The 15,882-nt window shown below is 39.0% G+C and carries 15 protein-coding genes; all 15 read right to left on the reverse strand.

The features are described 5' to 3' along the window. Positions 1-76 precede the first annotated feature (76 nt). Complete coding sequence (locus DFR60_RS31005) at positions 77-211, reverse strand: hypothetical protein (RefSeq protein WP_341457992.1); 135 nt, start codon at positions 209-211, stop codon at positions 77-79. 491 nt (positions 212-702) lie between these two features. Beyond that, positions 703-933, reverse strand: coding sequence for a SpoVG family protein (locus tag DFR60_RS31515; protein ID WP_432764125.1), 231 nt, complete (start codon positions 931-933; stop codon positions 703-705). Positions 934-1,168: 235 nt separating this feature from the next. Beyond that, the gene (locus DFR60_RS22505) at positions 1,169-1,522 is read right to left on the reverse strand and encodes a DUF952 domain-containing protein (RefSeq protein WP_110324897.1); all 354 of its coding nucleotides are present in this window, start codon (positions 1,520-1,522) and stop codon (positions 1,169-1,171) included. Between the two features lie 14 nt (positions 1,523-1,536). Further along, the gene (locus DFR60_RS22510; protein WP_110324898.1) at positions 1,537-2,148 is read right to left on the reverse strand and encodes an L-2-amino-thiazoline-4-carboxylic acid hydrolase; all 612 of its coding nucleotides are present in this window, start codon (positions 2,146-2,148) and stop codon (positions 1,537-1,539) included. Positions 2,149-2,442: 294 nt separating this feature from the next. Continuing rightward, on the reverse strand, positions 2,443-3,300 hold the full coding sequence (locus DFR60_RS22515) for a LysM peptidoglycan-binding domain-containing protein (RefSeq protein WP_110324899.1): 858 nt from the start codon (positions 3,298-3,300) through the stop codon (positions 2,443-2,445). A 237-nt stretch (positions 3,301-3,537) separates the two neighbouring features. After that, entirely contained in the window at positions 3,538-3,750 is a 213-nt protein-coding gene (locus DFR60_RS22520) for a DUF6133 family protein (RefSeq protein WP_110324900.1), read from the reverse strand. 92 nt (positions 3,751-3,842) lie between these two features. Next, positions 3,843-5,783 (reverse strand): ATP-dependent nuclease, encoded by a 1,941-nt coding sequence (locus DFR60_RS22525; protein ID WP_146218625.1) that lies wholly within the window; start codon positions 5,781-5,783, stop codon positions 3,843-3,845. Positions 5,784-5,806: 23 nt separating this feature from the next. Next, complete coding sequence (locus tag DFR60_RS22530; RefSeq protein ID WP_110324902.1) at positions 5,807-8,137, reverse strand: nSTAND3 domain-containing NTPase; 2,331 nt, start codon at positions 8,135-8,137, stop codon at positions 5,807-5,809. 1 nt (position 8,138) lies between these two features. Further along, entirely contained in the window at positions 8,139-8,810 is a 672-nt protein-coding gene (locus DFR60_RS22535) for an RloB family protein (protein WP_110324903.1), read from the reverse strand. After that, complete coding sequence (locus DFR60_RS22540) at positions 8,800-10,095, reverse strand: AAA family ATPase (RefSeq protein ID WP_110324996.1); 1,296 nt, start codon at positions 10,093-10,095, stop codon at positions 8,800-8,802. Before DFR60_RS22540 ends, DFR60_RS22535 begins: the two co-directional genes overlap by 11 nt. A 145-nt stretch (positions 10,096-10,240) precedes the next feature. Then, positions 10,241-10,630, reverse strand: a complete 390-nt coding sequence (locus DFR60_RS22545; RefSeq protein WP_110324904.1) for a DUF6262 family protein — start codon at positions 10,628-10,630, stop codon at positions 10,241-10,243. Further along, positions 10,617-12,134 (reverse strand): tyrosine-type recombinase/integrase, encoded by a 1,518-nt coding sequence (locus DFR60_RS22550; RefSeq protein ID WP_110324905.1) that lies wholly within the window; start codon positions 12,132-12,134, stop codon positions 10,617-10,619. Before DFR60_RS22550 ends, DFR60_RS22545 begins: the two co-directional genes overlap by 14 nt. Positions 12,135-12,136: 2 nt before the next feature. Beyond that, entirely contained in the window at positions 12,137-14,353 is a 2,217-nt protein-coding gene (locus tag DFR60_RS22555) for a site-specific integrase (RefSeq protein WP_167437690.1), read from the reverse strand. Further along, positions 14,346-15,500, reverse strand: coding sequence for a tyrosine-type recombinase/integrase (locus DFR60_RS22560; RefSeq protein ID WP_110324907.1), 1,155 nt, complete (start codon positions 15,498-15,500; stop codon positions 14,346-14,348). Before DFR60_RS22560 ends, DFR60_RS22555 begins: the two co-directional genes overlap by 8 nt. Before the next feature lie 65 nt (positions 15,501-15,565). After that, entirely contained in the window at positions 15,566-15,760 is a 195-nt protein-coding gene (locus DFR60_RS22565) for a DUF6133 family protein (RefSeq protein ID WP_490393324.1), read from the reverse strand. Positions 15,761-15,882 lie beyond the last annotated feature (122 nt).

Raw genomic sequence — 15,882 nt, forward strand, 5'->3', positions numbered from 1 at the left:
CTTTGCGTAATATGTGATTATTACTAAAGATATACACGTACATACATGTGCATAATTACTAACTCTTTGATTCTGATTAAAGGAGGTCTGCGTCATACTGCGTCTTATGAGAAATACTTTTATTGAACATAGGAGCAATCAGAAAACAGATCACCAGTGAAATGGCAATACAAAGCATTCCCAATACCATTCTGTTTTTTAATAATATCATCTTCCACTTCCTCCGCAAACATATAAAATAAGATTTCCAGCCGATAAAAAAGGAACCATGGGATAATACTGACATGGTTCCTTCTTCTGCATTGCCCTTACTGCTGTGCCTGCTCCATGAAACAGGAGCAGAAAGCAGATCCCCAGAAACACAGCAGCACACGTTCTTCCAAATCCCAGTAAGCTTCCACGGATCGAAAGAAATCAATGCAGCCAGGATCAGCAGGAGCACGTAATGATCCGGAAAAATTCGTTTACGAATATCCCACCAGGAAGCGCCAGCCATAAGAATCACAAATAAAACGGTTTGAACAGTCTTCATGTTAGCAGCTTCTGCCATTATCTTTACATAGCCTGCCCTGTCGGCGCCATCTGCATTTTGTCCTTCGGCCCATCTGGTATGCCGGCATTCTGCGTTTGTATTAGTGACTGCTCATACGCCTCGATCACAGCCTCCTGAAGCTGTTTCCTGAATTCTGCTGTAACAGGAAATCAGATATCCTTGTATTCTCCGTTACTGGCCTTATAGCTTGGCATACCGATATACATGCCCTTTTCACTTTCCAGAAGCCAAATACCTCTGATTGCAAAACAGTCATTCAAATTTACACTGGCGGTCGCACGAATAGCCCCGCTTGGCATAATTGATCCAATTTTTACATCAACCTTCATGGGCGGCGTTTCGGCTGATTTTTGACCGGGTAATGCCTGATTTTTTGCCATAGATTTCTTCCTTTCATGGTTACTTCAAATTTAGCTGAGTATAAAAAACTTCTTGTAAATTCTTATAAGTTTTTATAGGTATCGCCGCAAATCAGCTTGAATACAGGCTTTTTCATGTATCGATTTAAATATATACGGCTTGTCAGCACTGGACGCAGTCTGTTCACTTCATCAGTGACAAGGGCGGCTGGCTCTACTATCTCACATAGAATTATGCTCATTTTAAGAATGAAATTTATTTGTCTTCTACATACATCAATTCTGGATTTTTAATAAACTGTCCATTGATGTCACGCAAATAAGGTAACGTGTTTATGATTGCGCTATTATTGATTACACCATAGATATGTGGATAACAACGACCACAATTATCACTGTCTTCATAGCGTACTTCAGATATTAGTTTATCTTCATCTATACAAAGCAAAACCATATCATCAGTTACATATCTAAAGTTAGGTGCCACCCTCCAAAAGTATTCAACAGAGCTACAATGGATACAGCCATCAGTCTCAATCAAATCCTCTCCCCATGTGATTTTGTGTCTAATTTTTTCCCATCTGGATTTTTTAGTGCAATGTAAAATCATTTTGGCCTCCTATTCTATAATTTTTCTTTAGAATATCTAAAATCACAATATTGCGCACCTTCGGCTATTGTTTGTGTACGTATAAGTTCCATCCCCATCATATCAGCCATAACAAAATCTAATTGACATAGGTATTTGGCGAGTTCAAAGCAATTTTCATCTTCACAGAGTTTGCATATTCCACATTGATAATAATTATATCCCAGTTCAAATTCTTCCGTTTTTCCCAAAACATCTACAATCCAGTCATTTTCATATTTTCTGAGATGTGATTGTATTTCCCATTCCTTTCTCTTTTTCATTTTTTTGGGGTTTAGATAGGAGTTTACATTCCCCATAGCAATATGAAAAAGTTTATTTGCATAAAGACCGTTTTTTAGGATTTCATAATTCTCCTCTGGCGTGAATGTTGTTGTATTGTTCAGTGCGATAAAATAAGCCGCCATACAATATGCACTTAAAAGTCGTGAATGTCCTATGTCTTTTGCACGATGAATAACAGAAATATACTCCTTTTTTATTTTTTCCGTATTTACCTTTTTTTCTTTATAAGTTCTCTTGATTTCGAACTTATAAGAACCGTGGTAAAACCAACCGTATAATCTTTCTACCACCCCATATGTCATATTATCCTCTCCAATAACTTCTAATTTGTCTGTCTATGCCTTATAAGCCTAAGGCGTGCAACACATAACTCTCTTTTTTCATTCTAATATCTGTGCGTGGAAATGTCAAACAGCTCATTTCGTTTCATTACTTCATACTACTATTCATAACCCTGTTGGTTCACTTGGGCACCAATTTACCCGTTTCAGGATTGTATCGCACACAACGGAAATGCTGATTTCATGGGCTCTTCCGGCTGAAAAAAGGATTCTATCGCCATCAAATATTTTCTATTTTTTAATATAGATAAGAGCTTATCTGACTACTTGTGCATTTGGAATTACTATAAACGTACCTGGCTGAATCCTATCTGCATTAGAAATGTAGTCCTGATTTCTCTTTAAAATATAAATCCAGTCATCACTGTTTCCATAATACTTCTGAGCAATCTTTCGCAGGCTGTCACCTTTTTGAATCGTATATCCCTCAAGGTCTGTAGGCGTAAGAAAATAACAGTCCGGCACATCTTTATCCAGATTGGTAACAAAACTCAATCTGGAATAATAATTGTAGGTGCTCCCGTCATTTAAAGAACGAACTGTAACATACGAAGATACATGCAGCGTGGTATCTTTATGCTTTTTCCAGTCGTAATCCTTCGGAAAATCTGGTATGACAGGAAGTTCCTTCGGATCATTGCTGACGTAGGTATATTGTTTCTCCGAGTCAGGCACCGGGTTTGATGGAATAGCTCTGTAATACGGAGTAATTTTTCCTCCCTCTACAACGTATTCCTTGGCATCTTCCGCATCCATTCCTCTAATTTGATACTCATACGATATTTCATAGCCGTCTTCCATATCCATAATGATTTGTCCGGCCGCAAGATTTCTATAGCCTTTCATATCATGTGGATTATCTGCAAAGCTTTTTCCATCTGATGACAGCAGCACTTCCCTGTAATGAAATTCATAATTAAACGGATTGGATGCGGGATCTTTCAACGGCGGATGCAGGCGGCGGGATTGTTCAGCATGATTCTCCTCGCAAATCCTGGCAAATTCCTGTTCGCTCAATTCTTTGTTTTCCGCATAAGACGAAAATGGGCTGGCAGCCAAAAGTATAGCAGTAATAGAAAAAAATAAGATTCGTGTTTTGATCAGGCATTTCATCAGCTTTATTTCCTCCTTGTCGCTTGCATCTCACGTTTAATTGCTGGTTATTTCATTATAACACAAATGAATTTAGAAATGTAACCGATTCATTCACCCGATCCAATTTCTCTAATTATAAGCCAAACTATCTTTTGGGGAACAGCCATTTTTAGCTGCTGTGATTCGATCTTCTATCATTGTCCATATGAAAAAATCACACAATCTATCCCATACTCCTCCTAGCTCAATTGGTATTTAACCAGCATAATTAAACATCTCCGTAACCCTTCTGTTCAATGTTGGTAAGATCTGGTCTCCAAATAATGCATACAGCCCTCCCAGCAGCAAAGCACCAATCACGACTGCGATCAATATTTTGACCCCTTTTCTGAACCTTTGATGTACACGAATGAGAAAATCTCCGGTTAGGTAGTTCCAATAATTTGGTTGGTAAATTGATTTTGTCATTTCATTTTCCTCGCTTTCCTGTTTTGCATATATAAAAAACACGACTGAATTTTTAGGTTCAATCGTGTTTTCTATCCAACTATTTTATTTTTCTATTTCTTCTTTCCCTGTATTCTTATATCCTGAATATTATTATCATCTGCCCACTTTTGAATAATATTTTCAAAATATTTCTCTGGATTTACGGTAACTATACAATTTTCATTTTTTAATAAATCTATAAATAACTTTTCTATTCTATCAAATACTTCTTGTTTTTTCATTGCCTGAAGTATTTTCCACGGCTTATCTTTTGAACTTGGTAGTTTAATACTTCCATCTTCATTCTTTTGCAAAGAAACATATTGCATTTCAAAACCAGGTAACGATACTTTATGATTCACTGTAATACCTTCTGCTCTGCAATCGTTAATTAAATTTATTATTTGTCTATTGGCATCCCATGAGCTGCTTATTTGTCCATTCTTATTATATGGAAAATCAATGTCATGAACTATAGAAAAGTCAACTTTAAAATGCTTTAGCATTTTAATTATTGGAATAAATGTATACTTTCCTCTCGCCCTTACCAATAATGGCCTTTCCGCAATAGAATACTCATCCCTTTTCTGGCGCATAATATATTCAAATGCCGTATATTCTGTATCTCCCTCAATTAAAATCGGGTACTGACCAAAAAACATTTCTGCTATATCCATATCAAATTGAGATATTATTCCAAGTCTTTCCTTTTCATCCCCTTCAAATTTAATTGTATCTGTACAGTATGTTTTAGGAGAAGGATATACAGAGTTTCTTCCTAATCTTACAATAGTTGTATGATCTTCCAACGGATTTACAAACTGCGGTGAGTGAGTTGTAAGCATTACTTGCCACATATCATCATCTGCCAGAGAATACAGATACTCACTGGCCGCCCTTATGGCATTAGGAGGCAATCCTATTTCCGGTTCATCTATCAGAAGCATATAACTTGGCAAAATAACACTATCATTTTGTTCCCGTAGCATATCATCGATAGGTTTATTTAAAGCTTTAAGTTCTTCCTCCACCACAAATATTGCTTTTTTCTTTTCTTCCTTTGTATCTTCTTTTTTAGCATTAGTATACTCTTTCTGTAACTTTGCTAAGGTCTTCTTTTTTGCTATAACTTCCGCTGAATTTTTTTTCTTTATATCATCAATTGTCTTTAACTCAGATCTCACTTGTAATAATGCCCAAAAGAGTGCCCTTTGAGAACCAGTACCTTGTTGAGACCATTCTACACTATTATCCCATTCTGAAAAAAGAATATTGGATTTTTCCTTTAACTGCTTAAGTGGATTTAGTACGATATCTGCAATATCCAAATCTAAACCTATCTTAAGATTAGGAAATATTTTATTATGAGCATTGTTTATTTTTTTATTTAGTTTGGAGATGTTTTCCATTTCGTCCTTAAGAGGTTCTTTAATTAATTTTTGTAATCTTCCCAAATGCATGCTTAATTCGGAATTTTGATCTTTCAAAATAGCATTGTATTTTGCTTCTAATGGCTGCAATATTAATGTTAATAACTGTTTTGTCTCTTCTAATGGATTATCCAGTGCATTCACTCTAAAAGGAATTGGCAATCTACTTGAAAATACCGTATCCAATCCACTAGCTTTTGCATCAGTATCATATTCTTGTATTTCAGGATTCCATGTGCTTCTTACAGCTTTGCAATCTGTTCCCCATACCCATTTGCTTTTAACAATTAGAAGATCATCAATCTGCTCTTTCCACTTTTCATCAATATTCGCCATCCCTTTAGGAATATGTACATGTAAAATAACTGTAGGTAAATCTAATTCTGATGATAATTTACACTTATCATTTTCCTTAATATCAGCACCGCTAACTGCTAACTCATACGCCCTAAGTACCGTAGATTTTCCAGTATTATTGGGCCCCACCAAACATAACATTTTATCCAACTTAACAGTTAATCCTTCTGCTCCAATACAACCTAGATTATAAATTTCCATTTTAACTAACTTCGACTGTAACATCGTTTTCCCCCATTTCATATACTTTATCTCTCAAATATTTCTTTTATAATATCAATATCAGACTTTCCACTTTCTTGTTTCCATTCCTCATAATCGTAATATTCCTTTTCTGATATCTGAGCACTTATAGCCCCGCTTATATCGAAATATCCTTTTGTAAAAGCCAAATCAAATTCATCTATTGGGATAGTGATAATTTCTTTGGTTTCCTCTAATAATTCATTTACTTTTTCAAGCATTGCATCTTGTATACCATCCCATACCTCCTCTTCTAAAGCGGATGTATCTCCTGACTTATAATTTTCAATGGTTTCATCATCGTATTCCTCGACTTTTGATGCTACAATTTCCCCTAAGACATCATCCGCATCTGATTTAACTTGTATACTAATTTTTGTTCTAATTGCTAAGCTAAGCATATCCTCCATTCCAAGTATGATTTCATTTGAAAAAATATCTTGTTCTAATAAGGCTTCTAATAACTCTTTTAATTGTTCAAATTTTAGAGGTTCAACTAGAAACGCCATTTTATCTGCATTCTGTAATATAGGTATTAGATTATAAAATTTAACAAAGTCGCTTTCTATAATAGATAATAGTAAATTTCCATAATCTTCTTTTTCAGAATACGCTATGTTTTCGTAAATTCTCTCAAAACAAATTTGCATTATATCTATGATATCTACCGAGAAAATTTTAAGTCTAAACGATAAGTTTACATAATAGTAAAAAACAGAATTTCTAAGTACCTTTTTGTTTAATATCGTTTTATTTAGAATCATTTGTTTTATATATTCTTTTGATTCCTCTGACTCTGAAACTTTTATAATTTGTTCTACATATAACGCTGAATCTATTGTTTTTCTTTGCTCAATAGCATTAGATTGCAAATTAATATTTAAATAATCATTAACTGAAGGATTTATCGTACCAATCTTGACATTTCCTTTATCCTCAATGACTTTTAATAACGAATCCGTAAGTCTTGAACAAGAGTTTTTAAAAATATTAATTGATGAGTTTAAACGCTCGTCCTTAATTCTATTATTATAAGTTTTTTCCAATATTTCTCTTGAAATTGTTGTATCCGTTAATGAGTACAAAATGTTCATTAAAATTCGGTCTTCTTCATTGAGCCTGTTACGAAATTCATCCTGCCACACGTCTTCTGGTGCATCCAGTTTACCTATTATATACTGAAAATACTCATTGGAAGAAAAAATACCATAATTTCTTTGCTTTGCAACATATTCGATAATTCGAGGATTATAGTTTTTATGGTAAACGATCTTCAAATACCTTCTTTCTTTTCTTATTTCTTCATAATACTCATCAGGTATACCATTAAAAAACAAGTGATTATAAACAATTTTAGCCTTTTCAACATAAGACATATCATCTAAATTCACCAAATATGTGTATATGTCACTTTGCTCCATCAACTCATTAAAAACAATAGACTGTTGCCGTGCTTCATTAAGAATAGTGATACGACTATTCAATATTAATTTTTTATTTATATTTCGCTTTACAAATGCAATTAAAGATTTTATTTCATTAGGTTGACTTTCTTTTATCTTTAAGTAATGCTGTCCCAAAAAATCGTCAAGTAAAACTATTTCTTTTCTTTCAGGATCTAAAGATAACGTATTTTTTATATTTCCAATCTCATTATCTGTTGTATATCTAATGGAATATCCTTCCTCTACAAATTTTAGAATTAGCATTTTTGATAATGTGCTTTTTCCTACCCCTGGGTTTCCCGTGATAATTATTATTCTATTTTCTATCAACTTTTTCAAAGCTTCATTATATGCTTTTGTTTCAACAAAAAATTTAATACTATTTTCAATATCATCCAGTAACTCGTCACAGTCAATAAACACATTTTGATTTGAAATCAATGATAAAACATTGCTTGCACAAAGCCATAATTTATAATGTTTTTTAACAATTTCCCTATTCTCATCCTTTGACAAAAAGTCATTAATTGTGCTTGCATCAATAATAAAAGAATTGTCTTCCATATATTGACTGAATAAACTGAATATTTCATTTTTATTTCTTTGCGTCAATGATTGACTTGTACATACATAATATTTTTTTAGTCTAACATTTTCACTAACTCTGTCTACTTCCTTCTTCAAGCTTGAAAGCAATTGTTGAAAACTACTTTTATAATAATGCTTTGCCTGGGCTATAATAGTAGGGTATGTTTTAGCATCGCAAATATCAATTCCACCATCTCTCCCTTTTGCAAAGGTATATAATTCAATATCTAATATTTTCTCCAATATGTCCTTACATAATATTTCAAATTCATAGTCATTAAGCGATTCCAAATTAAACATCATTTTAAAATATACCCGTCTTCTTTAATATTTCCGCCGCCAACCGCTGCACCATACAAGCCGGCCACATCTCCGATGGCAGCTTCTTCCCATCTTCCACACACTTCTTCAAGCTTCTTTCCGCCAATACAACCGCCTGCTCAAAATCACCATACTGTACCAGCTTGCGATAAACGTCCCTGTCGTTCTTATAATACTTCTGCCCGGTAACCTTCTCAAACTTGTCCGCAAACCGGTCACAACAGGTATAAGACTCCCTGATTGTAGGCATCTCTCCAAAGTACGCATACATCCATATCTCAAAACACGGATTTGACCAGCCGGCATGTACACCGTTTTTCTCCGCCGTCCATATAATCTCATCAAACCCTTTCACCTGATCCCGGTCAAATACAATCCATGGTATCCGGTATTGTGATTCCTTTCCGACAAGCTCCAAAGCTCTTTTTACCAGTTCTACCGTCTTGGCTTTCTCCACTTTAATAATCAACCGATCTTTCAACTCTACCGGAATGCTGTCACGAAGTCCCTCAAAATAATTCTTTTCTGTCTCTTCGGTGTCTGTCACAATCAGGTAATATCCCAGTTCCGGTACTCTCTGCCCCATCCGCTGGTTCCGGTCTTTCCTCTTGCCGGCCCTGCGGTCACTGGGCTTTCCTCCACTCTTATTCGCCATCCGTACTCCTCCCCTTTAACATTTCCATAGGCCGGAGCGCAGGGATAGCGCCATAGCTGCCCGTCAGATAATTCTTTGCCAGCGCTTCATCACGGCGTACCTTGTTTCCATCTTCGTCTTTGAAATCAGCAAGGGAATACAAATCAGAAACTCCATCCTGATTCTTGTCCACCAGCCATATCTCATCCCGGCGCAACAGCTCATTGGATAGCTGCCAGATGTCATGTGTGGTAAAAATCATCTGCGCATGGTTGGTGTTGATTTCCGGTGATAAAAAGGTCAATATGATGTTTCTGACCAATAACGGATGAAGCCTTGCATTCAGTTCATCTACAAACAGGGTTCCGCCGTTATCAAGCACCTCTTTCAAAGATGGATATAAGGCAAACATTTTCAGTGTCCCACTGGATTCACTTTTCAACGGAATGGATTCAAATTCATCACAATCTGCCATCTTATGCAATGCGTCAATCTTATAACTGAGATCGGACTCTTTTTCAATTTCCCGCTGAACTTCCTCCACTTTAAAATCACAAATGGCATTATCAAATGATGCGAAATAGTTTACTACATTGCTCTGTATTTCCCTACTGGTGGTAAAACCTTTCGGCAGTACCTGAGAACGGAAAAAGTTCTCTGCGGGATTTCCGAAGTCCACAATCTCGTTATTCAGAAACCAGTCCCTTACCCTTTTCAGTTTCGATATCTTCAGCTTTGCCCCTAGCGATACAATCAGAGTCTCCTTTTCTAATGCGACCTTTATATTTTCAATACTGCTCTTTGGCAGCCCGTTTACTTCCAGTTCTTCTCCCTTTTTTCGGTAAAAAATAGTCTTATACCGGTTTCTCGCTGTCTTGGCCTTGGAATAAAACCATTCCTCCACCACTTCGTCATTCTGCAGCGCAAACCCATACTGATAAATTTTTCCCGTATTCTCCGAATTATCAACAAAGAACACTTCAAAGGTTGATTCCTCACTCCTGCTCTTGCTGTCAAACAAAAACGGGCTTACCCTGATGTAATCAGAATCTGCTTTTTGCCTGCTGTCGCTTTCACCGCCAAACTTAAAGGATTCCTCCACATAATAGCTCATGAATTTAAAAGCATCGTAAATGTTAGACTTTCCGCTGGCATTTGCACCATAGATGGCCGCAACCTTCAGCAACTTATCATTTGCCATCTCCACCACATGATCTTCATGCTCCGTTATCTTTGTAGCCGACAAATCCAGGGATACCTCATCCCGGAAGGATTTAAAATTTTTAAAGTTAAACTGTATCAGCATGGCACTCTCCTTCATCTCACACTCTTTTACGCTCTTAATCTTATTATATGCCATTTTGTGAATAAATCAACATCTATTTTCGTTATTTCTGCATTTATTTGTATATTTTCATTTCCGTGAAATAAAAGCTGCTATTTTTACGCCACTATTTTCTTGCTTTACCCTGCATAAGAAGGAATATCCTCCCTCGCAGTAACTCGCACTCCCTCTCCAGTTCCTCCTTCTGCGCACGCAATTCCTGTATCCTCCTATCCTTTTCAGCTACAATATCCGCCAATTTCTCTTTCTTTGTACTCTTCTTACGCTCCTGCGTCTTTATCCCGGAATATCCATAATCCACAAGCAGTTCCCTGATATGACCTTTAGAAAATACAGACCGGGAAAGCCCTGTGAATTCCACCAACGCCGTAATCGTTACGCTTCTTCCCTCCGCCTTCAACTCCTCAATCGCTCTCAAAACCTTATTGATCGACTGCTGGCGCAGAAGCTCCTGTTTCTCAGTTAATTGTTTGGGCAGCCCTTTATTCCTTCCCATCCCAGTCCCCTCTTTCCAATTTTTCCACAACGATTTTAAATCCAGCAGCTATTGCCGCAAAATTATCTGCCAGCTGTCTGTCACTCCTGAATTTCTCTGCTTTAGATTCCCAATCAGCCGCCTGCTCTTTGAAATATGCCAACTGTTCCATTTCCGGCACAAAATCCCTACAACTGACGCATTCCCAAATACCGCTCCTGCAATGAGTGACATCAGCACATACTCCGCCCGGCACTCTGTGGGCACGGATATTTTTAAGCAGCCTAGACTCCGTAACGGAATCCATGTTCAGAATCCTTCCTCCAAACAACACATATGGATTCTCCGCCTCTATCTGATACTTCATTGGCTCCACAATTGTCTCCGGGAACAGGTTTAGATGTGCATACGAGGCATACAGCATTGCCGTGCCATGGTGCGCCGTCATCTCTGCAATCTGCGGCAGGGTAAATCCGGCCCTGAGCCGGTCTGTAACCCCGTTATGGCGGAACTGATGCGAAGTTACCACATATTCCGCTCCATTTTCCTCCCGTACATCGTACCTCCTGCAAATCGCTCTTAACTGATAGGATAAATGCGGCCATGATGCCACACTGTATCTGTTTTCCGAATACCAGACGCCATTTTGCAGAATCTGTGACCGGTATGCAAACAACGCCCCCTTCTTCTCTTCCGGCAGATAACATTGATAAGACATTGCCATCTTTTGCTGCTCCTGAATTAGAGCAATCAAGTGTCCACCCATTTCCTTATTCTCGATGTGAACAGTGCGCATGATCGGCTCTTTATACCCGCCGTTTTGTTTCCACATAGGAATAAAGAGACAGTAATGTCCATCAAAAGGCTTGAGACATTCCATCTTCATCCCAAGAATCTCCGATATCCTTGATGGAATCAACCGCAACAGCCAGTAAATACAGCGTGTTGTCACAGGAATATCCTCTTCCATAAATATGTGGTCAAGTTGCTTCGCTACATACTCCGGTATATATTTCTGGTCTACAAGCCGCTTTGACTGATAAGGATTATTGTAAAAAGGATTCGTCAGTTTCGTTTTTTCAAAATCACTCATCCGGTTAAGAAAAATACCCACGGATGACCAGATACTGCTTCTACTGCTTTCACTGTAGCCTTTTCCATCCAGATATTCTTTAAACCGGGAAGCAGTTGTCACCTGAATTTCTGATAGAGAACTATCTGCCATAAACCGAAGAAAGATGCCAATATTTCCCACGTTTCCGCAAACTGTGCCTACGCCTTTCCCCTCCACCAGCCGGATCAGTGCAAAGTATTTCACCATTTCTTTATGCTGCTCTGGAACCATTGAAAAATAAATCGTAACCTTGCTCAGAAGCTGGGACTGATTTTTAAGCCGCTTCTCGCAGATCCACCTGTCACTGTCAAAAGAAATGCTGTCAGATAAACTATCTAAAAGATCCCGGTACCGCTTTTCCTCACATTTCCTGTAATACTCAATATACTCCTGTTTTGGTATCGCACTCATAATCAGCTACCTCCGCTTTTCTCTATCGTCTCAACGATATTCCTATAAGCCGCCAGCAACTGTTTTTCCTGCCGGTACTCTATATATTCTTCATAATCTGCAATTTCCACCCGTTGATAACCCTTTATTATTTCCTGCATCTGCGCTTCCTGAGCCTGCAGCAATTTCTTCCAGAATGGCAGATATTTCATTCCCGTGCACAGATGTGGGCAGTTGGCACAGTGAACAGAACGGCTGCGGCTTTTACATGCTCCATCGCACAGTTTCCTTGTACAGAAACCGAATTCCACACGGCGCTTTCCCAAACGAAAATCAACATATAAGAGCCGCCTCTCTTCTTCCGAGAACGTGGCAAGCTGTTCATTGGATAATAATAGTTGAAACTGCTCTTTAAAAAACCTGGTATTCATTTCTGCCAGTCTGGCCGATTTAACTTCCGCGTAATACTGCATGACTGTGCTCTGGTTCAAGTGCCCAAGCTGATAGACAAGTTCCATGGTGGTAGCGCCGTTCTCAATCATGTTCACCACAAGCGTTTTACGGCACTGTCTGCTAGTAAAGTTCCAAAGTTCGCCACTGTCATCACAAATCTCATATTTATGAATCAGCTTGTTGATTTTCGTAATCAAATACTCCACATTCAGCATTGCAGCCTTATAACCTTTCTTCTGATGCAGAAAAATATAAGGAAGAGTATGTTCTCTGCGAAGTATCTCACTGGCAGTAATCTGCTTTTTGATTTTCTCTGCTAACTCCGCCGAGATATAAACTCTATGGTACTCGCCGATTCCGTTGCAGCGTCTGGCCTTTAGCGTCTTGTAAGGAATGTATTTTAGTCTCACCGCCCCGTCATAACGAGCGGTTTCAAGACAATCTTCCTCTAAAAATGCTACCTCTTTGGCCCGCATCCCGGTTTCGGAGAATATTTGGAATACCAGCCTGTCCGTCTCATCCAGCTCCTCCAACCGGTCAGAAAGTTCTTCTATTACCTTGTCTGGGATATATGGTGTAATCTTATGGTATTTCTTAGCATTGACAAAATGCAGGCTCTCGAACGGATTGCTATGAGGTTTGGGAAGTTTACTGTCATTCCCGTCCGAGCAGAGATAGCGGTACAAAGTTCGGCAGGCAGAGAACATGGTCATGATTTTGGACTGATCCATCTCCTGCTCCAAGGATAACTGCAGCTTTTTTACGTCTATATGATCTATATCAGAGAAATATCGGATGCAGCCATTCATTTCACAAATACGGTTCACCGCATCAAAAATGGAGAGGCAGCTTCTGTCACTGGCACGTATATGGCCTGAAAACCTTACCTTCAGGAAACACTTGATCTCTTTTCGGAATGATGGCTGATTTACCTTACAGAAGTCCACGGTCAGCCGTTTAAGACCGGTTCCATGTCTTTCATATAAAATCCACACATCCTTGTACAGCGACATTTCTTTCCTGTTTTCCTTAATAAATCGTGTCCTCTGTATTTCTGTTTCTTCCTCGGTAATCTGCTTCAGCAGCTTCAAAAAATCCGGTTCTGCACCTGCAAACTCTGTCCGGCTGTCATTTCCCAAAATAAAGTTATTCATTTTCGTAAGGCTGATTAATTCCCGCCTTTTCGTATAACTTCCGGCAATACTTTTAAAATAGGCAAGCGTCTGAGCCGGTATCTGCATCAGATACCGGGACACCCTTACATCCCCTACCCGTTTTGCCACTTCTGCAAGCGATGAACCGCTTTTCATGAGCGGCAATATAACCGGTATCCAATACTCTGCAAAAGCATCTTCGTTCATCTGGCAGAAATCCCCTCCATTTGCCTGATCTAAAATATATCGGAAATCATAATGAATTCTTACCGCTTCATTTTGCAGCATCTTTGCAAACACGTATTCATAACCAATGTATTTAGATTTCAAGCGCTTTTCTTCATCAGCCCACTCCCGTGCAAACTGCATTGCGTAGTAAGAAAAACATCGCAGGAACTCTTCTCTGCATGATAGTCCGATTGCAACGAAAGCAATCCCTCCAAAAACAGTAAACGCCTCGCAAAGTCCAGTATTGTCCTGCTCGTAAGTCCTGCTTTCCAAAGCACTCCTGTAGTCCTCAATTTTCTTCCTCATTACGGGTTCCGGATATACCTTCCGATACGGAAGGCGCACCTCTGTTCCCTCGATATCCCAGACAGCAGAAGCAGTGATTCTCTGTGTTATTTTAATCATTACTGTCACCATCCTTTTTACTATGGCGTCTGTATGCGGCATTAGCCATAATCTCGCTGTTGTGGTTCATATATGGCTGGATGGAATCAATCTGCGACCAGCCAAACAGAGCCTTGATTTGAATGTCTGATTTTTCCTGCTCCGGATGCAATGCGTTATGCTCCAATACCTCCATCACCTTCGTGCTCCTGCCGCTATGGGTTCTGACACCTACTGCTGAAATGCCACAACGTTCTGCACAGTTTTTAAGGCTTTTGCGATAGTTATGATAAGTGAGCGGCTGTCCCGCCGATTTCCCACGTAAAGTAAGGAATAACCAGTCACTGATGATACCGCCCTCATTTTCAGCAGACGGCCGTTCCACAAAAAGATAATCGTTCAGTGCCTTTGCCGTCTCTTCCCCTATCCGAACAGTTCGAAGTTTGTTCTCATACCCACTGACCGCAGATTGTCTCCTCTTGGAGCGTGAAGGCTGTATCAGCCGTTCCACTTCCCGGTAATCACCAAGCCGTATACTCAGCACCTCATCAATCCGAAAGCCCTCCAGCGTCAGCCGGAACACCGCCTCATCCCGCAGCGTATGAAAACCGCTGCAAAGGAGCGCTTTCTCTTTATCTGTATACCATTTAATATATTCTCTGCTTCCTTTTACATCGGGCAGCATCCGGTTAATCAGGTATTTATACTGGTAAGTGTAGATCTGTCCATACAGATAGGACTGTGGCCGGCATCTGCGCTCTCCTTCGTAAAACACCATCCCACTGCCATAGGTCTGGTCAAGCCATCGGTAAAAGTCTGTTATGGCGGTTACATAGCCGGACAGAGTGCTGTAACAGAAACTTTCCTGTGGACTCAATATTCTTAGATTTTCCTTATCCCCGTAAATCAAATGATCCACAAACTCAAGAACCTGTTTGTTAGTTGCCGCCTCATAATTCGTGTGTTGCTTCTCATGCAAAAAGTTAAAGTATACGCACAGCTTGTAGGCGTAACTTTTTCCTGTACCAAGTTTATTGATGCTCTTCATCTCAATATACTGATTTGGTGCCAGCAAAGGGAGAAGCCGGTCTGTCAACATATAGCGGCAGACCTCATCTCCAGCTGTGGTTTCAAATAGAAACCGTTTTACCTGAAATCGTTTTTCCATGGTTTATCCTTCCCGCGCTTCTGGCACAGGCTAACTATACCATGAATCCATGCCATTTACTTCCTCTATCCAGCATAATTGAACATTTCCTGAATACGCCTTGTTAATTCAGGGAGGACAACGTCTCCGAATAAAGCGTATAATCCAGCCAGCAGTAAAGCGCCGAGCACTACCGATATCAATATGACAATGGCTGTGTCAATGTAGCCTTCCCCTCTGTTGTCTGCCAGGATACCGCTTGTCCTTGCATACAGTTTCATTGTTTTTATCTTAATGGAATTCATCTTCTCTTTTATAGGGTTCTACCTCTTTCCTTATAGTTTATATCGTGTACATGAAACAGGGAATAAACCAGCGTCTCCGTCTAAACCATTTCCCCTGC

The sequence above is a fragment of the Hungatella effluvii genome, assembly GCF_003201875.1.
Classification (GTDB): Bacteria; Bacillota; Clostridia; order Lachnospirales; family Lachnospiraceae; genus Hungatella; species Hungatella effluvii.